Genomic DNA, 24,591 nt, shown 5'->3' with positions numbered 1-24,591 from the left:
CTTCCCTGTTCATAAGGCGCATCGCTTTGCATAAGGCGCTTCGCTTTGCATGAGGCGCTTCGCGTTTCGTGAGACGCTCCGCCCTTTCATGATGATTCGCCTTTCAGGCCTCGCCCAGCAGCCCCAAGCTCGCCGCCGGCGCCTGTCGACGAATGCCACGGGACAACAGATGCCCTACCAGGCCCAGTACCACAGCGCCGAGCGTCGGGACCAGCAGCCAGACCCAGGGATGCACCCGCGGCGGCAGATCCAGCCACAGCAGATATAACGCGGCCGTGGCGACCTCCGCCAGCAGCGCCGCCATCAGGCCGCTGGCCAGTCCCAGAACGGCAAATTCAGCCCACTGCACCCGCGCTAGCAGACGGGAACCTGCGCCAAAGACGCGCAACAAGCCGCTTTCGTGGGCACGTACCGGCTGACTGGCGATCAACGCGGCGTAGAGCACACTGACCCCGGCCAGCAGCACGAAGGCCAGCACCACTTCCACCGCCCGGGTCACGTGCCCCAGCACCTCACGGACCTGCCCCAGCAGGGCATCCACGTCGAGCAGCGTCACCCCCGGAAAGGCCTGGACCAGGCTCCCCAGTTCGCGCTTCTGCTGCTGCTCCAGATAGAAGGCGGTGATGTAGCTATGGCCGTAGCGTTCCAGCACACCAGGCGGGAAGATCACGTAGAAGTTGGGCTTGAAGCTGTCCCAATCGAGGTCGCGGAGACTGGTGATCTCACCGACCAGGGTGTCGGCGCCGATGGTGAAACTTAAACGATCCCCCAGCGCCAGCCCCAGACGTTCTGCCAGTTCTCGTTCCATGGAGATCGGCGCCGTCTCGGCGACGTCATCGCCTGCGGGCGCCGAGGACGGCTGGGCGTCCACCTCGTCGAGCCAGCCGCCGGCCTCGGCGCGCGAGGTGAACCATTCGCCGGCCACCAGACGATTACCGCTCGGCAGATCCTCCCGCCAGGTCAGGTTGAGCTCCCGGCGCAGGGCGTTTTCTCCCCTCGCCTCGGGGGGCACGGCCTGCCTCGGCGGCTGGCCGTTGATCGCGGTGATACGCCCGCGGACCATGGGGTAGAGATCACTGCTGGCCTCGGCGATGGCCTCGAGCCGCTGCTCGAAGTCGTCGCGCTCGCCGGGCTGGATATTGATCGCGAAGTGATTGGGTGTGTCCTCGGGTAACTGCGCCTGCCAGGTGGTCAACAGATCGCCCCGCACCAAGGCGATCATGGTCATGGCGAAGAAGGTCACCGCGAACGCCAGCATCTGCCCCAGGCTGGCGTTGCGACGGCGCGCCAACTGCCGAGCGCCCAGACGCAACGACCCGCGCAGACCAGCGGGATCACCACCGTCGAGCCGCGCGGCCAGACGCAACAGTCCATCGAGGATCAAGCCCGCCAGGCCCCACAGTACGCCCAGTGCCACCATGCCGCCGGCCAAGAGCCCCGCCGCCAGCCCCAGGCTGCCGGAGTACAGCCAAAGCAGAGCACCGAAGGCCAGCGCCGCCGCCAGCAGCAGCGACCAGCCGGAGGCGGGCAAGGGGTCCAGCTCCCGGCGCAGTACCTTGAGTGCGCTAACCCGCTTCAAGCGCAGCAGGGTCGGCCCTGCAAAGCCGGTCAGCACGGCCAGTGCCGTCAGCACGCCGAGCCACAACGGCAACGCTCCGGGAGGCGGCAGCTCCAGCGGTAAAAAACGCTGCATCAAGCCCAGCAGCAACGCCTGTCCCGCCAGCCCCAGAAGCGCGCCGATCAGCGAGGCCACCAGCGCCAGACCGGCCAGCTGGAAGGTGAAGATACGCGCCAGGTCCCGCTGGGAAGCGCCGAAGCAGCGCAGTAGCGCGGCGGTATCCAGATGGCGATCAACGTAGCGCCGCGTCGCCATGGCCACCGCCACCCCGGCCAGCAGCACGGCGGCTAGACCGGCCAGGCTCAGGTAGGTCTCGGCTCGCTCCAGCGCCGAGCCCAGCCGCGGCCGGTCCTCGCGCACGTCACGTACCTCGACGCCGTCGGCGCGCAGGCGGGCAAGCCAGGGCGACAGCGTCTCCACCGCCTGGGGCGAGCCGGCCGCAAGGATCTCGAACTCGATGCGCGAACCGGGCTGGATCAGCCCGGTCGCCTCGACGTCGTCGACGTGCATCATCACCCGCGGGTTGAAGCTGCCGAAGCCGGCAGACTGGTCGGCCTCCCGCTCGATCCAGCCGGTCACCTGGAACTCGCCCCTGCCGAGCGTCAGACTATCGCCGAGTTCGATGTCCAGCAGCGTCTCGAGCCTCGGCGCCAGCCACACCTCGCCTGGCGCAGGGCCACTGGCGAGCTCCTCGACGCCGGCGCCCTGGTCGACCCGGGACACGCCGTAGAGTGGATAGTCTTCGTCCACCGCCTTGATGCTGACCGGCTGAAAGGCGCCATCGCGACTGGCCATGGAGACCAGATCGACCTGGTCGCTCAGGCGCATGCCGGCGCCTTCCAGACGCTCCCGGATCTCCAGAGCGAAGGGATCGGACTGCTCCAGCACCACATCGCCGCCCATCATCTGACTAGCCTGACGGGTCAGACCACGTTCCAGCCGGTCGAGAAAGAACCCCATCATGGTCGAGGCGGCCACCGCCAGGGTCAGCGCCACCAGCAAGGCGCGTACATCACCCGCACGAAGATCGCGCCGCAGAGAGCGCGCCGCCATCACCAGCTGACGTCCCAATTGGCCCTTCGCCGTGGAGCTTCGCTCACTCATGCCGAGGCCTCCCGCTGGGCGTCTGGCGCCTCGGCTGGAAGCTTGGATGTCACCTCGGTGAGCTGGCCGTCGGCCAGGCGCAGACACCGATCGCAGCGCCTCGCCAGAGCGTGGTCGTGGGTAACCAGCACCAGGGTGGTGCCCTCGGAACGGTTGAGCTCGAACAGGGTCTGAATGATGCGCTCCCCGGTGTCCGGGTCGAGATTGCCGGTCGGTTCATCGGCAAACACCAGCTCGGGGCCAGTGACAAAGGCCCGCGCCAGCGCCACCCGTTGCTGTTCGCCGCCGGACAGCTGCTTGGGCAGGTGATCCAGGCGTTCGCCCAACCCCACTCGACCGAGCCAGTCGGTGGCACGGGCCTCACGGTTGGCAAGGGTCGACAGCTCGGTCGGCAGCAGCACGTTTTCCAGCGCCGTCAGGGTCGGCAGCAACTGGAAGTTCTGAAACACGAAGCCCACTCGGGTGTTTCTCAGCGCCGCGCGACCGTCCTCGTCGAGCTCGGCAAGCGATGTACCGAACATCGCAAGCTCGCCGGCACTCGGCGTATCGAGACCGGCCAGCAGCGCCAGCAGGGTCGACTTGCCGGCACCGCTCTGGCCGAGGATGGCGACGCTCTCGCCGGACTGTACGTCGAGCTCAAGCTCGCGCAGGATGGTCAGTTCCCGCGTTCCGCTGGCGACCCGCTTGGACAGGCCTCGCGCACGCAGCACGGTGGTCGGGACGGTATTCTCGGAAGGAGACAGCGACATGGTGATGGCATTCCCTGGGACTTGGACGTTTGGGGCGGCACGGCGGTTTTTTTCTGGAGCCTCGCGCTTCGGCGCTGCTGATGCCACGACGTCAGGAAGACGAGCGCAGGATCGCCGGGCAACGCCCGCCAGGCGGATGCTGAAGACGCTGATGATGGCCTGCGTCTTGACCGCCCTTGTGCAGGGGTCGGTCTGGGCCCAGTCTGACACAGCCCCGCCGACCTTGCTGGTAGTGGGCGACAGCTTGAGCGCCGCTTACGGCATCGAACGGGACGCCGGCTGGGTGGCGTTGCTGGCCGAGCGAGTGGCGCACCGCGCCGAGGTGGTCAATGCCAGCATCAGCGGCGAAACCACTGGCGGGGGCGCCACCCGTCTCCCTGAACTCCTCCGACAGCACGACCCGGACATCGTTCTGCTGGAGCTGGGCGGCAATGATGGACTCAGGGGCCTTCCGCCGAGCCAGATGTCGGCAAACCTCGAAGGCATGATCGAAAAGAGCCAGGCCGCCGGCGCCCAGGTGCTGCTGCTGGGTATCGATATTCCCCCGAATTACGGCGACGCCTACCGTCAGGCCTTCACCGGGGTCTTTCGAGAACTGGCCGACACCCATGAGGTGCCGCTGGTGCCCTTCCTGCTCGAAGGCGTGGCGCTGGACCCGGAGCTGATGCAGGACGACGGCATCCACCCCACCGCCGAAGCCCAGCCGAGGCTGCTCGACAACGTCTGGCCGAGCCTTGCGCCCCTGCTGGACGAGACCGAAGAATCAGAGGGAACCGAAGCTGCCTCGACCAGCAGCGCGAGCGAAGAAAGCAGCGAGCAAGCGAGCGCCTCCTGAGGCGCTCCGCGGGCCCCTACGAGGAGGATGGCTCGACGTGAGCCGGCGCCTTCTGCCACTGCTGCAGCCCAAGCCCCAGCAGGATCAGCACCAATCCGATCAGGGTCGAGGGGAGTATCGGCTCGCCCACCACTAGGTAGAGCAGCATCAGCGACACCGGTGGTGACAGAAAGATAAGGTTGGAGACCTTGGCGGTGCGCGACACCCGCTGCATCGCCGCCTGCCATAGCACAAAAGCGACGCCCATCTCGAACAGTCCGACATAGATGCCCGCGCCCAGGGCGGCACTGCCGTGCCACTGAAAGCCTGGCCCCAGCACCATCAGCAGCGTCAGCACCGGCACCCCGACGCTGAAGTTCTGCCACTGGGCGACCAGTGGAGGACGCCGGTCGCGGGCATTGAACAGCCAGTACAACGCCCAGATCAGCGTCGACACCAGCGCCAGTGCGACGCCCAGAGGATCGGCGAAGGACACGTCAAAAACCTGGCCGCGGGTGGCGATGACCCAGACCCCGGCGTAGGCCACCAGGCCGGCCACCACGTCCATCGGCGTCAACCGCTGCTTGAGGATCGGCACCGCCAGCAGGGCCATGGCCAGCGCCCAAGTGTAGTTGAGCGCCATGGCCTCCTGTCCGGGCAACCGGTCATAGGCCGCAAACAGCACAAGGTAGTAGGCCACCGGGTTCATCAGCCCGGCCCACACAGCGGTGCGCCAGCCGCGACGAAGTGCCTGATGCAGCTGTCCGCGCCGCAGCATCAGCACGCTCATCAGCGCCCAGGACACCAGTGCCGCCAGCCACATCAGCTCCAGCGGGCTCATATGGGCAAGCGCCAGCTTGAAGGCGGTGGCCACCGTGGACCACAACGCCACGGCGCCAAGGCCGAAGGCCATGGCCTGTCGATCAGTTGTCATGACATTCCCTGGGGTAAAGATGAGGGTAAGGAGCCGCGAGCCATGGCCACGCGAAGGGGAACGCGGTCAATCAGGATGACGCCATCGAGCCCACGTTCAGACCGTCAACACAGGATGACCATCGGCAACGTTCAACGGTCCAGATGGCCCAGATCGCGCTCGGGAGCGATGCCGTCGCGGACCCGTTGCTTGAGCGTCTTGACGTCGGGAAAGCCGCCATCTCGCTTGCGCTCCCACAGGGTCTCGTCATCCAGCCGGATCTCGAAATGTCCGCCGTGGGAAGGCACCAGCGTCACCTCCTCGAGATCCTCGCCAAAGGTCGAGAGCAGCTCCTGGGCATACCAGCCACTACGCAAGAGCCACTGACATTGCGTACAGTAGATAATCCGAATGCGTGCCACGTTCAGCCTCCCTGTTCCAGCACGTAGGTGGAAACACCGGCAACGCGCTGCAAGGCAGCGTGTACACCGTATTCCCTCAAACCTCGATCATAACAGTCAGGACAGCCTCCATGGCCAGTGGCGAAACCCAGACGCGACTTTACGAGTGGCTCACCGGCGACGAGGACAGTCGCCTGTGCAAGGACATCCCGGACAGCGCCTGCGATGAGCAGCCGCGCAACTTCTTCCTGCATCTGCTGGCGTCGCTCGGCAACAAGCTCGCCGACGAGCTCTCCAGCGCTCGTCTGGTCCTGCCCTGGCTACTGGGCGCCATCGGCGCGCCGACCTGGATGGTCGGCCTGCTGGTGCCGATTCGCGAGGCCGGCGCCCTGCTGCCTCAACTGTTCGTGGCCGGTTTTATCCGCCTGAAACCTCGGCGCAAGGGCGTCTGGGTGGTCGGTGGATTGCTCCAGGCGCTGGCCGCCGCGGCGCTGTCGGTTCTTGCCCTGATCGGTTCAGGCGGTGTTGGCGGCGGCCTGGTACTGCTGGCCCTGGTCGCCCTGTCGCTGGCCCGGGGGCTGTCGTCCATCGCCACCAAGGACGTGCTCGGCAAGACCATCTCCAAGCAACGTCGCGGGACCCTGATGGGCTGGAGCGGCAGCGTGGCGGGCGCCGTGACCCTGGCCGCCGGTGCGGTGCTGGTGCTGTTCGACGACCGCCCCGGTGAGCTCGCCCTGGCGGTGCTGCTTGGCGTGGCGGCGCTGGGATGGACCCTCAATGCGCTGTGCGCCGCCGCCATCGAAGAAGCGGAAGGCGCCACCGACGGCGGCGCCAACGCCTGGGATTCGGTCAAGACCGGCCTCGCCCTGATGCGCGACGACGCCGCCTTTCGTAACTTCAATCTGACCCGCGCCCTGTTGCTGTCCAGCGCCCTGGCGTTGCCCTATGTCGCGCTGATGGCCCAGGACAACGGCGGTACTGAACTTGGCGGACTGGGACTTCTGATCGTGGTATCCGGGGTCGCCGGCATGGTCGCCAGCCCCATCTGGGGCAAGCGTTCGGATGCCTCCAGCAAAACGGTGATGCGCGACGGTGCCATCGGTACCACCCTGTGCTGCCTGCTGGGGGCATCGCTGGCCTGGTTGCCCGAGTCGATGAGCGCAAGTGTCTGGCCCTACGCCCTGGTCTATGCGCTGCTGGTCATCGTCCACTCGGGCATTCGCCTCGGTCGCAAGACCTACATCGTCGACATGGCCGGCGCCGACAATCGTGCCCTCTATGTGGCCCTGTCCAACACCATCACTGGCGTGCTGATGCTGATCGTCGGCGCCGTGATCGGTGCTCTGGCGCAATGGCTCGGCGCCGGCCCGCTGTTGCTGGTGCTGGCCGCCACCGCCGCCCTGGCCGCCCTCAGCGCGCTGCGCCTGCCGGAGGTAGAGTGACGCAAGGGCTGCCTCAGCGTCCGCTCCACACTACCGCCACAGCAAAGACGACAGGAAGCGCTGAAGAAATGTCGCGAGCGATGACAGGTCGGTTGCCGCCGGAACGCAAGGATTCGAGTTTACATGGGTTAAATGAGGACCCTGAGTACCGCCGGCGGTCGAGATGTCGAGCGCAGCAATTTATGCAGCGTTTCCTTAGCGGACCATTGATTTAATCTCGCCGCCTGGCCATGCTTAGCATCAAATTTTGCCGATTAGAGCCATCATTACATCCCGAGGTTGCGCACAAACCGTCTACGAGAGACTACCGGTTTGGTGCACATCCTGGCCCCTGAATCCCCGGCCCCTGATTACCAGGCAACAAGGGTGTAACGCCAAGCCCGCAACAGGACGTCCCATGACACGACCGAACATGATCGCCCCGGAACTGCTCGAACGCATCGTCAACGCCTCGGAAGACGGGATCGTGGTGGCCGAGAAGGAAGGCGACGAGCATATCCTGATCTACGTGAATCAGGGCTTCGAGCGCCTGACCGGCTACAGCGCGGACGAGATCCTCTACCGCGACTGCCGCTTTCTGCAGAACGACGATACCGACCAGCCGGCCCTCGACGTCGTGCGCAAGGCCTTGAAGGAGTTGCGCCCCTGCCGCGAAGTTCTGCGCAACTACAAGAAGGACGGCACCCTGTTCTACAACGAGCTGTCACTGACCCCGGTGTTGGACGAAAGTGACGAGCTGGTCTACTTCATCGGCGTCCAGAAGGACGTCAGCGAACGTGTGGCCAACCTGGCCGAGATCGATCGCCTGCGTGACGGCGCCGACAGCGCCTGAGCCAGTCCACGCCTCCCTCTTGCACTTTTCTCGATTCCCGCTTATATAGCCAACAGAGTCCTCGGATTCTGTTGGCGCTTCCCGCCGTCGGAAGCATGGTGTGACAAGACGCGCTTCGGCGCTCTGGCCATGGGAGATTTCACATGAGCCGTGATTCCCTTCTCGATGATGCCTACCTCGACCTCTCTGATCAGGAGGCGGTCAACGACGAGGACTATTCCCGCAGTCGTCCTTCCAACCGTGCTGACACCCTGCGCGCCCGCCGACGAGTGGAAGCCCTGCTCGAGGAACGTCGCCTGCGCCAGGCCATCGATGACGACTGGGGCTATGACGAGGAAGAGGAAGAAGAAGAGGAATAGCACCCAGCGCCACCTGTCTTTCCCGGGGCGGTCGGTGCATCGCCCCCGCCATTCGCTCTCGCCTGGCGAATCCCCTCACCTTGCGTGGGGCGCCCCTCGATCTCGCCACACGGCTGGCGTTTGTGCGCCTCCGGCTCTATCATCTGTGACCAGCTTTTTTCCGCGAACCCCAGTGGAAACGCGGCATCGTCCACGTCTGGCTATGCTGTCGACGCCCAGGGCGTCCGTCAGCGCCGGTGGTGATCGTTTCCCCAACACTAGCGAGTTCCCATGGCGCAATACGTCTACACCATGAACCGGGTGGGCAAGGTCGTGCCCCCCAAGAAGCAGATCCTCAAGGACATCTCCCTGTCCTTCTTCCCCGGGGCCAAGATCGGCGTGCTCGGTCTCAACGGCGCCGGCAAGTCCACCCTTCTGCGGATCATGGCCGGCGTGGACACCGAGATCGAAGGCGAGGCACGGCCGATGCCGGGCCTCAACGTGGGCTACCTGCCCCAGGAGCCCGAGCTCGACGACACCAAGAACGTGCGCGAGACCGTCGAGGAGGCACTGGGCGAGATCAAGGAAGCCCAGGCCAAGCTGGACGCCGTCTATGCGGCCTACGCCGAACCGGACGCCGACTTCGACGCGCTGGCCGCCGAACAGGCCAAGCTCGAGAACCTGATCGAGGCCGCCGACGCCCATAACCTGGAGCGCAAGCTGGAAGTCGCCGCCGAGGCACTGCGGCTACCGCCCTGGGAGGCCAATGTCGGCCACCTGTCCGGTGGCGAACGTCGCCGCGTGGCGCTGTGCCGCCTGCTGCTGTCCAACCCGGACATGCTGCTGCTGGACGAGCCGACCAACCACCTGGACGCCGAGTCCGTGGCCTGGCTCGAGCGCTTCCTCCACGACTATTCCGGTACCGTGGTAGCCATCACCCACGACCGCTACTTCCTCGACAACGTGGCCGGCTGGATCCTCGAGCTCGACCGCGGCCAGGGCATCCCCTTCGAAGGCAACTACTCCCAGTGGCTGGAAGCCAAGGAGAAGCGCCTGGAGCAGGAAGCCAAGGCCGAGGCCTCGCGTCAGAAGGCGATCAAGCACGAGCTCGAGTGGGTTCGCTCCAACGCCAAGGGCCGTCAGGCCAAGAGCAAGGCACGCCTCAACCGCTTCGAGGAGATGCAGTCCGGCGACTTCCAGAAGCGCAACGAGACCAACGAGATCTACATTCCGCCGGGTCCGCGTCTGGGCGACAAGGTCATCGAATTCCACGGGGTGTCCAAGCGCTTCGACGACAAGCTGCTCTACGAGGACCTGAGCTTCACCATCCCCCAGGGTGCCATCGTCGGTATCGTCGGCGGCAACGGTGCCGGCAAGTCCACCCTGTTCAAGCTGATCCAGGGCAGCGAGAAGCCGGACGCCGGCGAAGTGGTGCTCGGCGAGACGGTGGACATCGCCTACGTCGAGCAGATGCGCGACGCCCTCGACGACAAGCAGACGGTGTGGGAAGCGGTGTCCGATGGACAGGATATCCTCAACATCAACGGCTACGAGGTCTCCTCACGGGCCTACGTCGGGCGTTTCAACTTCAAGGGCAATGACCAGCAGAAGTTCCTCAGGGACCTCTCCGGTGGTGAGCGCGGCCGCCTGCAGCTGGCCCAGACCCTGAAGCAGGGCGCCAACGTGCTGCTGCTCGACGAACCGTCCAACGACCTGGATATCGAGACCCTGCGTGCGCTGGAAGAGGCTCTGCTGGCCTTCCCCGGCTGCGCCATGGTGATCTCCCACGATCGCTGGTTCCTGGACCGCATCGCGACCCATATCCTGGCCTTCGAGGGCGAGTCCCACGTCGAGTTCTTCGCCGGCAACTACACCGAGTACGAAGCCGACCACAAGAAGCGCGTCGGTGACGACACGCCGCATCGGATGAAGTACAAGCGTATCGACGCCTGATACGACAAGCACTGCGCACTGCAACGACGCCACCGGCCCACGCCGGTGGCGTCGTCGTTTGTGCAGTTCCAGTCTTTCCGCTGCCGCCAGCGTTTACCGGCGTACTTGCATGACAGCACGCTTGAAGCGATAAGAGCCACATGCGACGCATCTTGTCGTCGACATCGACCTCTCCCATCCACCGCTACCTGACAGGGTCCCTGCCATGTCATCGCTGACCTTCCATCCGGTGCGGTTGATTCGCGCCTTTTATACCAGCATCGCCTACCTGCCGACCCTGGCAGCCCTGGTCTACGGTCTGCTCGGCCTGCTGGCGTTGGCCCCACCGATCAGCGACACCTCGCTGCCGGAGGTGATCCAGAAGCTCAGTCTCACCGCCCCGGGCAGCGCCCAGTCACTGCTGGCGGCGATGCTCGGCGGCATGATCTCGCTGATGGTGTTCAGCTTTTCCATGGTGATGTCGGTGCTGTCCCAGGCCGGCGGCAACTTTTCCCACAAGCTGGTATTCGGGCTGGTATCGGAGCGCGCCAATCAGTGGGTGCTCGGCCACTACCTGGGCACCATCCTGTTCATCCTGATTCTATTGATCGTGCCGGAGGTCGACGACGGCGAAGCCGCCTGGCGTTCGCTCGCCATCTATCTGGCCTGCGCCATGGTGCTGCACTGCCTGGCGCTGTTCGTCTATTTCATCCACAACGCTTCCCAGTCGATCCAGATCGACGCCGTGATCTCCGGGCTCCATGACACCACCCTGGCCAGCATGCAGCGTCTGCACGACAAGGAAACCGATGACCATTGGCGCTACCTGCCCTCGGCTGCACCGCCGAGCGCCCAGTGTCACGAGATCCATGCGCGCATGGCGGGCTATGTGCAGAACGCCAACCTCGAGCGACTGGCGGAGCTTGCCGAGCGCATCGGTGGCGTGCTGCATCTGCAGTTTCGTTTCGGCGACTACGTGGTGGAAGGTCTGCCCATCGCTATCCTGGAATGCGAGGACACGCCCAACGAGGAGTGGTGCGACGAGGTGCTCTCCACCCTCACCTATCTCGACGGTGAATCCATCGACGAGCACTTCGTCCACGGACTGACCCAGATGATGGAAGTGGCGATCAAGGCGCTGTCACCGGGGATCAACGACCCCGGCACCGCCAGGCTGTGCCTGCACCGGATGACCGATCTGCTGTGCCGCTACCTCAAATGGCAGCCGGCCAACACCATGGTCGACGGTGACGGCAAGCGCCGTGTGACCTGGCCGGTGGAACGCTACGACAGCCTGCTGCACCGCCTGTTCGTGCCGATCCTGTCCTACGGCGCCGAGGACCAGAGCACCCTGCTGGGTTTGCTCAAGTCGCTCAAGACCCAGTCACTGTTCGCCGGGGAACACCAGCTCCCCAGCATTCAGCGGATGGCTCAGCGGGTCGGCCAGGCGCTGGCGGACGGCGCCAGCGACCCGATGGATCAGGCCTTTATCGTGGAACGCCTGGAAAGAGGCGCACACCGCCTCGACCTGACCCCCATGCGAGAACGCCTGGCGGCGCGCCTCGAGCAGATCGGTTGACGCCTGGACCGACGGGGCGCCCGCGGCCAAGCCGGCAAGCCCCGCCAGGCGGGTCCATCAGTAGATCTTGGCCTCGCCCCTGGGGCGGGTCTTGAAGCGCCGGTGCATCCACAGATACTGCTCGGGATGGCGGCGAATCGCGGCCTCGATCACCGCGTTGATACGGGCAGCGTCGGCGACCTCGTCACCGCTGGGGAAGTTGTCCAGGGCGGGCAGGTATTCGAGGCTGTAGGTGCGATTGTCGGGATTGCGATGAAAGATCAGCGGCATCACCGGCGCGCCGGTCATCTTGGCGATCTTGGCCGTCAGCTTGATCGACGCCGCCTCGACTCCGAAGAAGGGCGCAAACACGCTGGCGTCACGACCGAAGTCCTGGTCCGGACTGTACCAGACGTGGTGACCGGCCTTGATCCGTCGCACCACGCCACGCAGGTCATGACGATCGATGGCGGTACCGAAGATGCCGTTGCGGGCACGGGTCATGAAACGCTCGAACACCGGATTGTCGTGGGGGCGATAGACCACGTCGGCGGGAAAGAACAGCGAGTGCAGGGCGCCGCCGAGATCCAGGGTGGAGAAGTGGATGCCGATGATCAGCGCGCCCTTGCCTTCGGCCTGGACCTTGGCCATATGCTCCTGGCCCTTGAAGGTGACCCGGTGGCGCAGATGTTCGGGATCCCGGCACCAGCCGGTGGCGGTCTCGAAGATGCCGATGCCGTTGGCCAGAAAGCTCTGCTTGACCAGGCGGGCCTGGGCCGCCGGGTCGAGCTCGGGAAAGCAAAGGCGAATATTGGTCTCGGTGATATGACGGCGACGCCCGGCGAAACGCCAGGCAGCCAGTCCGATCAATCGGCCCAGCGCCAGCTTGCAGCGCCACGGCAACCAGGCACTGGCGCGCATGGCGGTGATGGCAAGGTAGGTCGGCCAGTAGCGTGGCTGGGTCCAGTAACGTGGCGCGGTCGTTGTGTCCTTGGACATGCGATCCCTCGTCGGTCGATCAGGACGACCGACGAGCCAGGCCGTCAGTCGCTAACGGCGCCATTGTACCGCCTGGGCACCCGTGGCAGCACCCCGGTCAACAGGGTATAGCTGATGGTGTCGCAGAATCGGGCCACTTCATCCACCGACAGAACGCCACCGTGACGGCTGCGGCCCCACAGCACCACCTCGCTGCCGATGCCTGCCTCGGGTAGTTCGCTCAGGTCCACCGTCATCATGTCCATCGACACCTTGCCGGCCACATGGGTGCGCTTGCCGTCGACCAGCACCGGAGTGCCGTCCACCGCGTGGCGGTCATAGCCGTCGCCGTAGCCACAGGCCACCACCCCGATACGCGAGGGCCGAGAGGTGACGAAGCGCCCCCCGTAGCCCACCGGCTCCCCCGCGGAAAGCTCGCGCACGGCGATGATCTCGCTGCGCAGGCTCATCACCGGTGCAAGCTGCTGGCTTGCGCTGTTGGCGACCTCCAGTGGGTCGGCCCCGTAGAGCATCACTCCCGGACGGTTGATGGCACCGTGGGCCGAGGGCTGGGCAAGAATACTTGGCGAGTTGGCCAGGCAGGTGGGCGCGTCGAGACGCTCGGCCAGCGCCACAATGCACTCGCGCTGACGTTGAAAGTAGCCAGCATCGGTACTGTCGGCGGTGGCGAAGTGGCTCATCAGGTGAAGATCACAGACACACTCGGGGGCCGCCTCGAGTGCCCGCCAGACCGCTTCGGCCCGCTCGGGCGGGAAGCCCAGCCGATGCATGCCGGAGTCCACCTTCAGCCACACCGGGATGGGCCGGGCCGGGCGCCGGGCCAGGGCGGCCTCGAGCTGCCAGTCGCTGTGAATCGCCATGCCCAGGCCAAGCGCCTCCACCTGGGCCAGCTCATCGGCGCTGAAGATCCCCTCGAGCAGCACGATGGGCTCCTCGATGCCGGCCTCGCGCAGGGAGACCGCCTCCTCGATCGCTGCCACCGCAAACATCGGCGCCTCGCCGGACAAGGCCCTGGCGCAGGCGACGGCGCCATGGCCATAGGCGTCCGCCTTGAGCACCGCGACGCTGAGGCTGCCAGGGGCCAGGCCCGCGGCAAGCCGGTAGTTGTGGCGCAGGGCATCCAGGTCGATATCGGCGATCAGGGGGCGAGACATGGGGACTCCGAGGTCAGTGGGCAGAGGCTAGTGTTGCCACCATATTATGCTCGATAGAAATGGTCATTTCATGGCATATAGAACCATAAATTCCTTCCACCATAGTCGGTTACCCCATAACCATGATAACCCACAGACATAACCACTAAAAAAGCGCCAGGCTTGGCCTGGCGCTTACGGATACGTCTCACGGGGTCAGTCTTGAAGGTCGGGACCATGCCTCTATCCAAGCGCCCCAGCATGCGCTGATATCATCTGCTCGCCGGGTACCGCCACCGACAGCACCCTGGTCACGCCAGGCTGACGGGGCTACTCGAAGATGGCGTCCAGCGACAGGCCCTTCTTGTCGAGCATCCGACGCAGCTTCTTGAGCGCCTCGACCTGAATCTGGCGCACCCGCTCGCGGGTCAGGCCGATCTCCTCGCCGACCTGCTCCAGGGTGGCGGCCTCGTGGCCACGAAGGCCAAAGCGTCGCACCACCACCTCGCACTGTTTCTCGGTAAGCTCGGCCAGCCAGTGATTGACGTGGGCCTTGACGTCGCCGTCGACCAGCGTCGACTCGGGCCCCTGCTCGTTGTCGTCGGTGAGGGTCTCGATCAACGGCTTGTCGCTCTCGCCGCCCATGGGGTAGTCGACCGAGGACACCCGCTCGTTGAGCCCCATCATCTTCTTGACGGTCTCGACGGGCTTGTCCAGATGTTCGGCGATCTCTTCGGCGGTGGCCTCGTGATCGAGCTTCTGGGTCAGCTCGCGGGCGGCGCGCAGGTAGATGTTGAGTTCCTTGACCACGTGGATCGGCAGGCGAATCGTGCGGGTCTGATTCATCAGCGCCCGCTCGATGGTCTGGCGAATCCACCAGGTGGCGTAGGTCGAGAAGCGAAAGCCGCGCTCCGGATCGAACTTCTCCACCGCACGAATCAGGCCGAGGTTGCCCTCTTCGATCAGGTCCAGCAGGGTCAGGCCACGATTGAGGTAGCGGCGCGCGATCTTCACCACCAGGCGCAGGTTGGACTCGATCATCCGAGCCCGCCCCTGGGGGTCGCCCTTGCGCGCCAGACGGCCGAAATAGACCTCTTCCTCCGGCGTCAGCAATGGCGAGAAGCCGATCTCGTTCAAGTAGATCTGGGTGGCGTCGAGGCTCTGGCGCGCATAGCGATCCTCGCGACCCAGCGCCTTCTCGAACGCCTGAGTCTCGTCGTCGGCTTCCTCGACCTCTTCGACCTCGTCCGTCACGTCCTCGACGGCGTCCTCGTCAGCCTCGTCTACCGTTTCGAGATTCACATCCTGAAGATCCCGTTCAAGCATGCTCATCGTATAGCTACCCCGTGGTTGCGACCCGGCGTTGTCGTCACCCACTACGATCAACGCCAAAGATTATTATTGTGTGACGCTCATCCTGGAGAAACTGCCGTTTCTCAACGGGAAGGAAGATATTTCGTCGGATCCTGCGGCTGGCCGTCCTTGCGCACCTCGAAATGCAGGCGTACGTCCTCGGCGTCGGAATCGCCCATGGTGGCGATGACCTGGCCTGCCTCTACGACATCGTTCTCGCTGACCTTGAGACTGTCGTTATGGGCGTAGGCACTCAGGTATTCATCGTTATGCTTGAGCAGGATGAGCTTGCCGTAGCCCCTCACACCGCTGCCCGCGTAGACCACCTTGCCCGGCCCCGCCGCTCTGACAGGTTGCCCCTTTTGACCGCCGATATCAATGCCGGCGGTGATGCTCGAACTCTCGCCGAACTGGCTGACAATCTGGCCGTCGGCCGGCCACTGCCAGGGGACCTCATCGACCGGCGTATAGGTCCGGGACCCGCTGCTTGAAGCGCTTTCGCCGCCACTGGAAGACGTGGCCTGGCTGCTGCTGCCGCTGTCCTGTGAAGCGTTGGCGGCAACGGTTTCTGACTGTGCAGAATCGCTAGCCTCGGCCTGCTGCTGTTGCTGTGCCCTGGCCTCTTCCTCGGCGGCCGCCACCACCGATTCCTCGGCTTCGCGCTGGGCGCGCTCGGCCTCATCCTGACTGCTCAGGCTGCCATCGGCGCCGGGGGTGTCGTAGTCGTACACTGGTCCCGGAGCGGTCGCGCTGACACCGGCCACGGCGGCCGCGCCCTGGGCCGCGGTACCGCTGATCTGCTCGGTACTCGCGCTCACGGTCTCGGTGCTGCCGTCCGGCAACAGCCACTCGAGATCCTCGGAGGAGGGCTGAGCGTTCTGACTTTCCTGGCCGAGGGGCGTTGCCACCGCCCCGCCCTGGCCTGCCTGCGCGCCCGCCACCTGCTGGCCGCCGGCGCCCGACGACGGGGCTTGACCGTTGGCCGACAGGCTCAGCGTCTGGCCGACGTCGATGCGGTAGGGAGGCTGGATATTGTTGATCCGGGCCAGTTCGCGGAAGTCCATATCGTGGCGCCAGGCGATGCCGTACAGCGTATCGCCGGACTCGACGGTGTACTGCGCAGGCACCTGGGCGGCACGGGCCGACGACAGGTCCTGAACCTGGACCGGCTGGCTCGGGCCCTGCTGATTGACACAGCCGGCCAGGACCAGCGCCAGGCTGGAGATGACGAGAGTCTTATGCATCGTGTGGTGTCTCCTTGTCGGCTGACCGCGTCGAGCGGCTAGCGTTGGCGTCTTCGCGGGCGGCGGACGAAGCGCCAACCCTGGCAACGATGAGGACCACCAGCATGCCGAGGATGGCGAGCAGCGTCACCCCCACCAGCTGCGCGGCCTCTCCTGTCACCGCAGAATAATCCCAGGGGGCCAGATAGCGATAGTCCAGCGGGATGACTTGATTGTCACTGCCTAGCTGATAGCGCGTCAGCTCCCGCCAGGGCCAGAGGATCGGCAGCGAGCCCACGATGAAGCCGACCAGCAGCTGCAGGGTGGCGGTGTGATGACGCCGCAGCAGCCACGACAGCAGACGCGAAAAGGTGAAAAGGCCAACCAGGCACCCCAGGGCAAACAGCCCCAGCAGCGGTACATCAAAACCACGGATCCCCTGCATTACCACGTCGTAGAGGCCCATGCTCAACAAAAGAAAGCTACCCGAGACGCCGGGCAACAGCATCGCGCTGATGGCGATGGCGCCACCGACGACCAGTACCAGCGAGGGGCTACCGAGGGCGTTGACCAGCGGCATCAGCGACGGCAGCGCCTGGGCCAGCACCAGTCCCAGCGCCAGCGGCAGCATGTGCCACCAGCGCCAGTCGGCCGGGTGCTTGCCGACCACCAGCGCCGACGCCGCCACCAGGCCAAAGAAGAAGCCGTTGAGCAGCAGCGGATGGCTATCCAGCAGCCACACCACCAGGTGAGCCACGGTGATCAGGCTGGTCAGGATGCCGGCCATCAGCGGAAGCAGGAAGCGCAGGTTCAGGTGAGCAACGAGCCCCCTGACGCCGCCCTGTTTCAGCGCCCCGAAGGCACTGGGACCGAAGCGCTTGATGGTGTGGATCAGCTCCTCGTAGATGCCGGTGACGAAGGCAATGGTGCCCCCGGAGACTCCCGGGACGGCATCCGCCGCCCCCATGCCCGCACCCCGGAGGTAGAGGCCTAGCGAATGTTTCAACGAATTACTCCTTCCAGTAACGGCACGAAGCGTACCGGCTCCAGCCGTTCGAATTCAAAGCGCTCTCCCTCGCGCCGTACACGGGTCAGCCACTGGCGTCCATCGTGCCCTTCCAGCGGCGCGATCAGCACGCCGCCGTCCACCAGCTGGGACAGCAGAGGTTCGGGCAGTTCGCTGGCACAGGCGGTCAGCAGGATGGCGTCGAAGGGGGCGGCCTCGGGCCACCCGTGCCCGCCGTCGGCCAGCCTCAAGCGCGCGTTGTAGGTCTTCAACAGGCGCAGGCGTGAGGCGGCGATACGATGCAGAGCATTGATCCTCTCCACCGACCAGAGTTCCGTCACCAGACGTGCCAGGATCAGCGTCTGGTAGCCTGACCCGGTGCCCACCTCCAGCACTCGCTCGGGCGCCTGCTCGAGGATCAGCTCGCTCATGCGTCCGACGATCCAGGGCTGCGACAGGGTCTGGCCATGGCCGATCGGCAGCGCGGTATCTTCGTAGGCACGATGCGCCAGGGCCTCGTCAAGGAACAGATGGCGAGGTTCCCGCGCCATCACCTCGAGCACGCGAGACGAGCGAATGCCCTGCTCGCGCATGCGGCTGACCATGCGGTCCCGGGTTCGCTGGGACGTCATGCCGACGCCTCTGAGATCAGGTGAGCGCATCAAGCCAGTCCTGCACATCATCGCGTGCGGCGTGTCGGGTCAGATCGGTCTGCAGCGGGGTGATGGAGACGTAACCCTCCGCCACCGCGGCGAAGTCCGTGTCCGGCGCATCGTCGGCATTTTCCCCCACCGGGGCGATCCAGTAGCGCAATCGTCCACGGGGATCGCGCGTCTCGATGGGGCGTTCGGCGGGGCCACGATAGCCCATGCGAGTGACGCGAAAGCCGCGCAGCTCCTCCCACGGCACATCCGGCACATTGACATTGAGCAGGCTGCGCGGCGGCAGCGAAAGCTGCTCCAGTGCCCCCACCAGGCTCGCCGCCACCCGGCCAGCGGTCTCGAAGTAGCGGTGCCCGACCAGTGACACGGCGATGGCCGTCATGCCCAGATTGCGCCCTTCCATGGCCGCCGCCACGGTGCCCGAGTAGAGCACGTCGTCGCCCAGGTTGCCGCCATGGTTGATACCCGAGATCACCAGATCCGGCGTCTCGTCCCAGACGCCGTTGACGCCAAGATAGACGCAGTCGGCGGGGGTACCGTCGACGCTGTAGAAGCCGCTGTCCATGGGGCTGAGCGACAGCGGACGCGACAGGGTAAGGGAGTTGCTGGCACCGCTGCGATCACGATCGGGGGCGACCACCCTGAGCTTGGCATAGGGGCTGAGGGCGTCATGCAAGGCCTTCAAGCCAGGCGCGTTGACGCCGTCGTCGTTGGATAGCAGCAGTCTCCTCATGGTGCATCTCCCTGGTGTTGCTCGGCCACTGGTTGCGCGTCCCCGGTCAGCTCTTCCCCAGGCTGCCTGGCCACAGGCTCCTTCACTAAAGGCTCGTCGACGGACGGCGCGTTGCGAAAGCTCAAGGTGGGGTGATCCATCAGCTCACGCAGCACGGCGGTGGCAAAGGCCCCGGCGGGCAAGCGAAACTCGAGCCACACCGCGTCGTCCTGACGCCACAGACGGGCCTCGGTGGGCATGACTCTCAACGCCCGTCGGGACGCCTTGACCCTGGCCTTCTCGAGTCCGGCGCAAAGCGCCGGCGCCTCGGCCAGGACGTCTTGCTCCAGCGCCTCGGCTCGCTCCCGGGCGCGACTGCCACCGGTCCCCCAGAGTACCCCGGCGGGATGGATGTCGCCTTGCTCGAGGCGCGCCTTCAAGGCGTCATCGGGGCTTTCCACGTCGAACAGGCTGTGGGTACCTTCCAGCATCATCACATCGCCGGCCAGCACCTCTCGCCAGCAGCCCCTGCGCAGACGCTCGGCCAACTGGGCGTTGAACAGGTAGCTGCGAGCGGCAGACAACAGCATGCCCTCGCGGTCATCACGCTTGCGCCAGCCGCGCTCGAGCACCGCACAGGCCTTGCTCAGGTTGCGTCCCTCGTGACCGAATCGCTGGGGCCCGAAATAGTTGGGCACCCCGTCGCTCACCAAGGCCTCGAAGCGCTGCTCGAGCCCAGGGTCCCGAGCCACCTCGCCGGTCAGCTTTAGACGAAAGCGGTTGCCGCGATGGACCCCACGCTTGAGCTTGCGCGGATGACGGCTGGCGGCCTCGACCACATAGCCCTCCGCCGCCAGTCGTGCGTCGAGATCTTCCGGCGCCTCACGCCGCGCAAGATGCACCGAGAACCACTGACGCGTTACCGCCGTGCGATCCTTCATGCCGGCATAACCGACGTCGCGGCGACTCACCTGACACTGGTGGGCCAGGGTCGAGGCGACCCTGGCGGTGGTGGTGTCACGCTTGGCGATCCATAGCCACAGGTGCTCGCCCTGGCCCTCAGGAGCGAACCCAAGGTCCTCCTCGACCTGGAAATCCTCGGGGGTTTCCCGGTAACGCCCAGCCATCGGGGCGCCGAAACGCTCGTCCAGATAGCGCGGCCAGTCCGGGGGCCAGACGATGGCATCGCTCATGTCGATTCGGCCCTCGTGACACTGGCGCCAGGGTCCCCGGCGGCGCTGGTGGCATCATTGTCAATGGCCGCCATCAGCACCACCGCCTCGGCGGCGATGCCCTCGCCACGCCCGGTGAAGCCGAGACGCTCTGTCGTGGTGGCCTTGACGTTGATGGCGCCCCTGTCGATGCCCAGGTCCTCGGCCAGGGCGTCGCGCATGGCACCGAGATGCGGTGCCATCTTCGGCGCCTGGGCCATCAGGGTGGCGTCCAGGTTGGCCACCCGGTAGCCGGCCTGCGCCACCCGTGCCACCACCCGCCGCAGCAGGTCGCGACTGTCGGCGCCCTTCCACTCAGGGTCGGTATCCGGAAACAGGTGACCGATATCACCGAGGGCGCAGGCGCCCAGCAGCGCATCACTGATGGCATGCAACAGAACGTCGCCATCGGAGTGCGCCACGAACCCCCGATCGAAGGGCAGTCGCACGCCCCCGATCATCAGGTGGTCACCCTCGCCGAAGCGATGGACGTCGAAGCCGTGGCCTATGCGCAGGGGCAGCAGCATGTTCATGAACTCTCGTGCAGATCCCGGAGCACCGCGTCGCCGGCCAGGATCAACTCGGCCAGGCGCAGGTCCTCGGGGTGGGTGATCTTGATATTGTCGCGGCGACCGGCGACCAGTCGGGGCGCGCGGCCCAGGGCCTCCACCGCCGACGCCTCGTCGGTGATCCGGCCGACACCGATGCCGTCCGGCGCCAGCGCCCGGGCCAGAGCTTCCTGAAGCAGAGCAAAGCGAAATGCCTGGGGCGTCTGGGCCTGCCACAGACCCCGTCGGTCCTCGGTGTTCGCCACCGCCCCCTGGCCATCGTCACGCTTGATGGTATCCGCCACCGGCGAGGCCAGCAGCGCCCCGTCAGGGCTCGCGAGGGCAGCGTTGTAGAGCCGTGACAGGTCATCGGCGCTGACACAGGGGCGCGCCACGTCGTGCACCAGCACCAGGTCATCGGGGGCGCCTTGGGCGGCGACCGCCGCCAGGGCATTGACCACGCTGTGCACGCGCTCGGCGCCGCCGGCCACCCGCTGCCAGTCGGTAAAGGGGACCAGCGCCGGGTCGAACCAGTCGTCATCGGGCGCCAGGCACAGGCACAGCCGCGCCTCGGGAAAGCTCTGATGCAGCCGCGCCAGGGTATGCGCCAGCACCGGTCGCCCCGCCACTTCGAGATACTGCTTGGGGCAGGTCCCGCCGACCCGCTTGCCGACGCCCGCCGCCGGCACGATCAGCCACAGTCGGCTCATTCACTGGCCCCCTGGGCAGATCCCGGTGTCGGTTGGGCCACCGGGGCGACGTCGGTCTCGACCCCGGGCACCCAGAAGAACTGCTCGTCGGTGCGCACCATGCCCACATCGCTGCGAGCGCGTTCCTCGATGGCATCGAGACCGGTCTTGAGGTCCACCACCTCGGCGCTAAGGCGAGCATTGCGATCGCGCAGGGGCTGGTTTTCCGCCTCCAGCGCCGCCACCCGCCCGCTGACTTCATTCATTTCCATGACACCGCCCTGGCCCAGCCACAGTCGATACTGAAGCAGGGCGAGCAGTGCCAGCAGCACTATCGCCAAGGTCTTGAGCATGCAGGTACCGTCGACATTCGATTCGGCGCCTAGTATGCCATCGCCGCCCGGTCGGGGGCGAGTCGCGGGTCGGCCCATGTCACGATGGCCAGGAGAGCGCATCAAGACCAGAGGCACCAACGCAATCGGCCGACCCCGAGGGTCGGCCGACTCACTGGCGAGCGTTCTTGCGCTGGTTAAATGCCAACCGCTCTATAGCTGGAACGGCATACGGAAGGTCAGGCTGATATCCGAGGCGTCATCGGTCATGCCGATGCCCAGGTTGGTGACCACCGAGGTGGAATCGGTCATGGCGTAGGTGCCACCGATATTGAACACCCCGATAGTGGCGTCACTGCCGATAACCTCGGTCTCATTGCCACCTTCCGGAGTAATCTCGGTCTTGCGGATATATTCGTGGGAGTAGGACAACGCCAGACTCAGCCGCTCATTCAAGGCAAAGGCGGTACCGAAGCCTGCGCTGATGCTGTCACCCAGATCCACATCGGCGCGCTGATCACCCTCACCCGCCGAAATATCGTCGAAATCTTCCTCGATATTGTAGGTGTAGCCCAGGTTGGCGAAGACGATGGCCGGGTCCAGAGTCTTGAGTACCGACACCCCGGCAGTCACGCCCCAGACGCCGTTGCCGGTGGGCAATTCCTTGGGAACCGACAGGTTACCGGCGGTATCGGATTGCTCGATTTCGATGCCGTAGGGGTCCTTGCCGGTGGGCGCACGCACCCCCAGACTGACCACCACGTCGGGCCTCTCCACGGTCTCCGGCAGCAGCCGGTAGGACAGGCTCGCCGAGATATCACCTAGCCCGGCTTCATCGACGTCATCCTCCACATTGCGTTCTGTGGAGAACTCACCACCGATGGACTGGATGGTGGTGGTGCGATAGACGAAGGGCACATTGATGCTGGCTTCCAGCCGATCGGTCAGGCCATAACGGGTATTGATATCCAGGGTGGTAATGTGGGTCTCGACATTGTCGAGATTCAGCTCGCCGAGAAAGATGGCGTCCAGTGCCAGAAAGCCGCGTAGTGCCAGGCTATCCCGATCCGAGTAGGTGTAGGTGATCCCGGGTTCGATGGTCAGGCGATCGGAAAACAGCGCGTGCTCCTCGCGGAAAATATCCTGCACGCTGCGCGAGGCCTCCTGGGATTCCAGCGCTTCTTGCTGTTCGGCTCCGACGGTCTGTTGTGCAAGAGCAGGCGCCGCAGCACCGGCCAGTAAAAGGCCCGCCAACGGCGGGCAGAGCGTCCTGTTGATGACGATATTCACGTCGATCTCCTTGTCCCCGAATGAAATCGTTTGTACTTCTTGTCGAGCGTCTACTGCGCCCTTCTGCTCCCCTTCCAGCAGGGTCCCCCGACACTCCTGGTAAAGTGTAGTCAAATTGTGCGTTTACGACGGCCAAATCCTTCATAGCTGTCAACGCAGTGCCGCCGCGGACTTGATGCCGCTGAGCATGCCGGGTACCGCCCTGTCTCCCACCCCGGCCTGGTTACCCATATACAGCTGCAGCCGGGTCAGGTTGCGCACCTGCTGCATGTTGCTGGAGAGCTGGATCGCCTGATTCAGCCCGCCGCCGGGTACAATGGCCTGACTGATGCTGCCCATACCCGGAATGTCCACGGATACGCTCATGTTGTTGCCGACGGCGGATACCGCGATGGTACTGCCGGCGATGGAGCGGGTCAGATTGCCGCTGGTGTCCGGGCTCACTCCACCGAAGCTCGAGGCGTCCATGACATCGATGACCAGGTCATTGGCGGCGACGTTGAAGTCCCCCCCCGCCTGGATCGACTGCACCACGCCGGAGGCGTTGGCGGTGCCCCGATCGACTATCGTTGCACCGTTGCCAAGACTTGCCAGACCCGCGGCGCTCTCCACCACGGTAATGGTGGGCTGGAAGCTCACCGTGGGTTGGCCTCGACTCAGATCACCCAGCATCTGCGCCCCGGCAGATAGATGATCCCCCGCCGCGGTGCGCCATTCGCTGACCATCTGCACCCCGAAAAACATCAGGCGCCCCTTATCGGCGAAGCGCCCGCGCTGTTGTCCCAGTTCACTGTCGGATAGCTGACGCGCCTCGCTGAAACCCTCGAAGCGGTCAAAGTCGGTGGTGGCAGCCAACGCTGCCGGTGCGCCCAGAGCCAACGACAATGCCAACAGCATTGCCCAGTATTTCAGCCCTGGTCCCCTGTCATGTCCCATCATGGTGTTGCCCCCTGATCGACGGCGCCTTCCTGCTCGCCGCTGAGCCTTGCCGAAAGAGCGTTATCGTTATCAGAACAGTTCAGCGTGACGGAAACCGAAGTCGATCATCTGCTCGCGTGAGACGGGCGAAAACACGTCCTTCATTCGATGCGCCGTCAAAGGCTGGCGCGGATCGAGCAAGGCGGTATAGCGATCGAAGCCGTCGCCCACCACCGCGAAGATGATATTGTTCCAGGCGGCCATGAATTCGTCCCGGGACATCACCCGGTTGCCCAACGCCGGATCACCGATATAGACGCGATCTGCGCTGGCCTTCTTCATGACCACGAAGTGTTTGTAGCCGTTGAGGTCCAGTAGGACGATCACCGGAATCGAGACGTCATCCAGGGTCTCGGCGTCGACTTCATAGCCGCGCCCGCGCAGGCCCAGGGTCTCGACATAGTTCTTCAGATCCAGCAGGGAGAAGCCCTGCTGCTGTACCAGCTCCAGGTCGGCTACCTCCAGCATCCCCGCCAGCACGTCGTGCTCGGTGGTGTCGGGACGTTGGTAGGCGTACTTGAGCAGGGTGGCCAGCGAAGCGGCACCACAGGAAAAGTCGGTGCGCTGCTCGACCAGATTTTCGTAGCGACGCTCACGGATGGACTGCACGTCCTTGTTGATCACCGTCCCCGGCACGATCCCTCCCAGGCGAATGGTGGCAGCCTGGGTGTTGCCGAGTGGTAGTGCGAGGCCGATGGCCAGTGCCGCGGCCAGCGGCCAGCGTGGCAGTGTCATGACCTGTCCCCCGTATCCA

24 protein-coding genes are annotated in these 24,591 nt (G+C 65.2%); 6 read left to right on the top strand and 18 right to left on the bottom strand.

Annotation, left to right across the window (positions count from 1 at the left end; genetic code table 11):
• Nucleotides 1-103: 103 nt before the first annotated feature.
• Nucleotides 104-2,722 (bottom strand): FtsX-like permease family protein, encoded by a 2,619-nt coding sequence (locus tag NFG57_RS04270; protein ID WP_348815460.1) that lies wholly within the window; start codon nucleotides 2,720-2,722, stop codon nucleotides 104-106.
• The gene (locus NFG57_RS04265) at nucleotides 2,719-3,471 is read right to left on the bottom strand and encodes an ABC transporter ATP-binding protein (RefSeq protein ID WP_108448147.1); all 753 of its coding nucleotides are present in this window, start codon (nucleotides 3,469-3,471) and stop codon (nucleotides 2,719-2,721) included. The genes NFG57_RS04270 and NFG57_RS04265 overlap by 4 nt, the downstream gene beginning before the upstream one ends.
• A 136-nt stretch (nucleotides 3,472-3,607) precedes the next feature.
• Here NFG57_RS04265 and NFG57_RS04260 point away from each other — a divergent pair, with 136 nt between their 5' ends.
• Nucleotides 3,608-4,306 (top strand): arylesterase, encoded by a 699-nt coding sequence (locus tag NFG57_RS04260; RefSeq protein WP_348815458.1) that lies wholly within the window; start codon nucleotides 3,608-3,610, stop codon nucleotides 4,304-4,306.
• 16 nt (nucleotides 4,307-4,322) lie between these two features.
• On the opposite strand, the gene NFG57_RS04255 is transcribed toward NFG57_RS04260, so the two are convergent.
• Nucleotides 4,323-5,219: a DMT family transporter gene (locus NFG57_RS04255; RefSeq protein ID WP_348815457.1), complete on the bottom strand. Its 897-nt coding sequence runs from the start codon at nucleotides 5,217-5,219 to the stop codon at nucleotides 4,323-4,325.
• 131 nt (nucleotides 5,220-5,350) lie between these two features.
• The gene (locus tag NFG57_RS04250; protein WP_045991043.1) at nucleotides 5,351-5,620 is read right to left on the bottom strand and encodes a SelT/SelW/SelH family protein; all 270 of its coding nucleotides are present in this window, start codon (nucleotides 5,618-5,620) and stop codon (nucleotides 5,351-5,353) included.
• A gap of 110 nt (nucleotides 5,621-5,730) precedes the next feature.
• On the opposite strand from NFG57_RS04250, the gene NFG57_RS04245 reads away from it, so the two are divergent.
• From NFG57_RS04245 to NFG57_RS04225, 5 genes are all read left to right on the top strand, one after another.
• Nucleotides 5,731-7,041, top strand: coding sequence for an MFS transporter (locus NFG57_RS04245; protein ID WP_108448146.1), 1,311 nt, complete (start codon nucleotides 5,731-5,733; stop codon nucleotides 7,039-7,041).
• A gap of 397 nt (nucleotides 7,042-7,438) precedes the next feature.
• A complete protein-coding gene (locus tag NFG57_RS04240) occupies nucleotides 7,439-7,873 on the top strand; it encodes a PAS domain-containing protein (protein WP_108131386.1) in 435 nt (144 codons plus the stop codon).
• 143 nt (nucleotides 7,874-8,016) lie between these two features.
• Nucleotides 8,017-8,232: a hypothetical protein gene (locus tag NFG57_RS04235; protein ID WP_108131385.1), complete on the top strand. Its 216-nt coding sequence runs from the start codon at nucleotides 8,017-8,019 to the stop codon at nucleotides 8,230-8,232.
• Between the two features lie 270 nt (nucleotides 8,233-8,502).
• Entirely contained in the window at nucleotides 8,503-10,164 is a 1,662-nt protein-coding gene (gene ettA, locus NFG57_RS04230; RefSeq protein ID WP_045991039.1) for an energy-dependent translational throttle protein EttA, read from the top strand.
• 205 nt (nucleotides 10,165-10,369) lie between these two features.
• Complete coding sequence (locus NFG57_RS04225) at nucleotides 10,370-11,722, top strand: DUF2254 domain-containing protein (protein WP_045991038.1); 1,353 nt, start codon at nucleotides 10,370-10,372, stop codon at nucleotides 11,720-11,722.
• A 57-nt stretch (nucleotides 11,723-11,779) separates the two neighbouring features.
• On the opposite strand, the gene lpxL is transcribed toward NFG57_RS04225, so the two are convergent.
• From lpxL to NFG57_RS04155, 14 genes are all read right to left on the bottom strand, one after another.
• Nucleotides 11,780-12,700 (bottom strand): LpxL/LpxP family Kdo(2)-lipid IV(A) lauroyl/palmitoleoyl acyltransferase, encoded by a 921-nt coding sequence (gene lpxL / locus NFG57_RS04220; RefSeq protein WP_108131384.1) that lies wholly within the window; start codon nucleotides 12,698-12,700, stop codon nucleotides 11,780-11,782.
• Nucleotides 12,701-12,744: 44 nt separating this feature from the next.
• The gene (gene alr, locus NFG57_RS04215) at nucleotides 12,745-13,854 is read right to left on the bottom strand and encodes an alanine racemase (protein WP_348815456.1); all 1,110 of its coding nucleotides are present in this window, start codon (nucleotides 13,852-13,854) and stop codon (nucleotides 12,745-12,747) included.
• Nucleotides 13,855-14,163: 309 nt separating this feature from the next.
• Nucleotides 14,164-15,159, bottom strand: a complete 996-nt coding sequence (gene rpoS, locus NFG57_RS04210) for an RNA polymerase sigma factor RpoS (RefSeq protein WP_348816158.1) — start codon at nucleotides 15,157-15,159, stop codon at nucleotides 14,164-14,166.
• Between the two features lie 110 nt (nucleotides 15,160-15,269).
• Complete coding sequence (locus NFG57_RS04205) at nucleotides 15,270-16,430, bottom strand: peptidoglycan DD-metalloendopeptidase family protein (RefSeq protein ID WP_348815455.1); 1,161 nt, start codon at nucleotides 16,428-16,430, stop codon at nucleotides 15,270-15,272.
• Complete coding sequence (locus tag NFG57_RS04200; protein WP_108131381.1) at nucleotides 16,423-17,376, bottom strand: DUF368 domain-containing protein; 954 nt, start codon at nucleotides 17,374-17,376, stop codon at nucleotides 16,423-16,425. Before NFG57_RS04200 ends, NFG57_RS04205 begins: the two co-directional genes overlap by 8 nt.
• A gap of 35 nt (nucleotides 17,377-17,411) precedes the next feature.
• The gene (locus tag NFG57_RS04195; protein WP_045991033.1) at nucleotides 17,412-18,077 is read right to left on the bottom strand and encodes a protein-L-isoaspartate(D-aspartate) O-methyltransferase; all 666 of its coding nucleotides are present in this window, start codon (nucleotides 18,075-18,077) and stop codon (nucleotides 17,412-17,414) included.
• On the bottom strand, nucleotides 18,064-18,810 hold the full coding sequence (gene surE / locus NFG57_RS04190; RefSeq protein WP_045991032.1) for a 5'/3'-nucleotidase SurE: 747 nt from the start codon (nucleotides 18,808-18,810) through the stop codon (nucleotides 18,064-18,066). The genes NFG57_RS04195 and surE overlap by 14 nt, the downstream gene beginning before the upstream one ends.
• Nucleotides 18,807-19,982: a tRNA pseudouridine(13) synthase TruD gene (locus NFG57_RS04185; RefSeq protein ID WP_348815454.1), complete on the bottom strand. Its 1,176-nt coding sequence runs from the start codon at nucleotides 19,980-19,982 to the stop codon at nucleotides 18,807-18,809. The genes surE and NFG57_RS04185 overlap by 4 nt, the downstream gene beginning before the upstream one ends.
• Nucleotides 19,979-20,515: a 2-C-methyl-D-erythritol 2,4-cyclodiphosphate synthase gene (gene ispF, locus NFG57_RS04180; protein ID WP_045991067.1), complete on the bottom strand. Its 537-nt coding sequence runs from the start codon at nucleotides 20,513-20,515 to the stop codon at nucleotides 19,979-19,981. The genes NFG57_RS04185 and ispF overlap by 4 nt, the downstream gene beginning before the upstream one ends.
• A gap of 14 nt (nucleotides 20,516-20,529) precedes the next feature.
• Nucleotides 20,530-21,258, bottom strand: a complete 729-nt coding sequence (gene ispD / locus NFG57_RS04175; protein WP_045991031.1) for a 2-C-methyl-D-erythritol 4-phosphate cytidylyltransferase — start codon at nucleotides 21,256-21,258, stop codon at nucleotides 20,530-20,532.
• Nucleotides 21,255-21,590, bottom strand: a complete 336-nt coding sequence (gene ftsB / locus NFG57_RS04170; protein WP_045991030.1) for a cell division protein FtsB — start codon at nucleotides 21,588-21,590, stop codon at nucleotides 21,255-21,257. Before ftsB ends, ispD begins: the two co-directional genes overlap by 4 nt.
• Nucleotides 21,591-21,782: 192 nt before the next feature.
• Nucleotides 21,783-22,859, bottom strand: a complete 1,077-nt coding sequence (locus NFG57_RS04165; protein ID WP_231498461.1) for a transporter — start codon at nucleotides 22,857-22,859, stop codon at nucleotides 21,783-21,785.
• A 150-nt stretch (nucleotides 22,860-23,009) separates the two neighbouring features.
• Nucleotides 23,010-23,798: a hypothetical protein gene (locus NFG57_RS04160; protein WP_124802684.1), complete on the bottom strand. Its 789-nt coding sequence runs from the start codon at nucleotides 23,796-23,798 to the stop codon at nucleotides 23,010-23,012.
• Nucleotides 23,799-23,867: 69 nt separating this feature from the next.
• Complete coding sequence (locus NFG57_RS04155) at nucleotides 23,868-24,572, bottom strand: C39 family peptidase (RefSeq protein WP_108131380.1); 705 nt, start codon at nucleotides 24,570-24,572, stop codon at nucleotides 23,868-23,870.
• Nucleotides 24,573-24,591 lie beyond the last annotated feature (19 nt).

The sequence above is a fragment of the Halomonas sp. H10-59 genome (genome assembly GCF_040070555.1).
In the GTDB taxonomy this organism is placed as follows: domain Bacteria; phylum Pseudomonadota; class Gammaproteobacteria; order Pseudomonadales; family Halomonadaceae; genus Halomonas; species Halomonas litopenaei.
This window is presented reverse-complemented; position numbering and strand designations above follow the sequence as displayed.

What these genes read in the sequence shown, in the direction of transcription:
- NFG57_RS04270 (WP_348815460.1), bottom strand. Translation starts at nt 2,722, where the DNA reads ATGAGTGAGCGAAGCTCCACGGCGAAGGGCCAATTGGGACGTCAGCTG.
- NFG57_RS04265 (WP_108448147.1), bottom strand. Translation starts at nt 3,471, where the DNA reads ATGTCGCTGTCTCCTTCCGAGAATACCGTCCCGACCACCGTGCTGCGT.
- NFG57_RS04260 (WP_348815458.1), top strand. Translation starts at nt 3,608, where the DNA reads ATGCTGAAGACGCTGATGATGGCCTGCGTCTTGACCGCCCTTGTGCAG.
- NFG57_RS04255 (WP_348815457.1), bottom strand. Translation starts at nt 5,219, where the DNA reads ATGACAACTGATCGACAGGCCATGGCCTTCGGCCTTGGCGCCGTGGCG.
- NFG57_RS04245 (WP_108448146.1), top strand. Translation starts at nt 5,731, where the DNA reads ATGGCCAGTGGCGAAACCCAGACGCGACTTTACGAGTGGCTCACCGGC.
- NFG57_RS04240 (WP_108131386.1), top strand. Translation starts at nt 7,439, where the DNA reads ATGACACGACCGAACATGATCGCCCCGGAACTGCTCGAACGCATCGTC.
- NFG57_RS04235 (WP_108131385.1), top strand. Translation starts at nt 8,017, where the DNA reads ATGAGCCGTGATTCCCTTCTCGATGATGCCTACCTCGACCTCTCTGAT.
- ettA (WP_045991039.1), top strand. Translation starts at nt 8,503, where the DNA reads ATGGCGCAATACGTCTACACCATGAACCGGGTGGGCAAGGTCGTGCCC.
- NFG57_RS04225 (WP_045991038.1), top strand. Translation starts at nt 10,370, where the DNA reads ATGTCATCGCTGACCTTCCATCCGGTGCGGTTGATTCGCGCCTTTTAT.
- lpxL (WP_108131384.1), bottom strand. Translation starts at nt 12,700, where the DNA reads ATGTCCAAGGACACAACGACCGCGCCACGTTACTGGACCCAGCCACGC.
- alr (WP_348815456.1), bottom strand. Translation starts at nt 13,854, where the DNA reads ATGTCTCGCCCCCTGATCGCCGATATCGACCTGGATGCCCTGCGCCAC.
- rpoS (WP_348816158.1), bottom strand. Translation starts at nt 15,159, where the DNA reads ATGCTTGAACGGGATCTTCAGGATGTGAATCTCGAAACGGTAGACGAG.
- NFG57_RS04205 (WP_348815455.1), bottom strand. Translation starts at nt 16,430, where the DNA reads ATGCATAAGACTCTCGTCATCTCCAGCCTGGCGCTGGTCCTGGCCGGC.
- NFG57_RS04200 (WP_108131381.1), bottom strand. Translation starts at nt 17,376, where the DNA reads ATGGGGGCGGCGGATGCCGTCCCGGGAGTCTCCGGGGGCACCATTGCC.
- NFG57_RS04195 (WP_045991033.1), bottom strand. Translation starts at nt 18,077, where the DNA reads ATGCGCTCACCTGATCTCAGAGGCGTCGGCATGACGTCCCAGCGAACC.
- surE (WP_045991032.1), bottom strand. Translation starts at nt 18,810, where the DNA reads ATGAGGAGACTGCTGCTATCCAACGACGACGGCGTCAACGCGCCTGGC.
- NFG57_RS04185 (WP_348815454.1), bottom strand. Translation starts at nt 19,982, where the DNA reads ATGAGCGATGCCATCGTCTGGCCCCCGGACTGGCCGCGCTATCTGGAC.
- ispD (WP_045991031.1), bottom strand. Translation starts at nt 21,258, where the DNA reads ATGAGCCGACTGTGGCTGATCGTGCCGGCGGCGGGCGTCGGCAAGCGG.
- ftsB (WP_045991030.1), bottom strand. Translation starts at nt 21,590, where the DNA reads ATGCTCAAGACCTTGGCGATAGTGCTGCTGGCACTGCTCGCCCTGCTT.
- NFG57_RS04160 (WP_124802684.1), bottom strand. Translation starts at nt 23,798, where the DNA reads ATGATGGGACATGACAGGGGACCAGGGCTGAAATACTGGGCAATGCTG.
- NFG57_RS04155 (WP_108131380.1), bottom strand. Translation starts at nt 24,572, where the DNA reads ATGACACTGCCACGCTGGCCGCTGGCCGCGGCACTGGCCATCGGCCTC.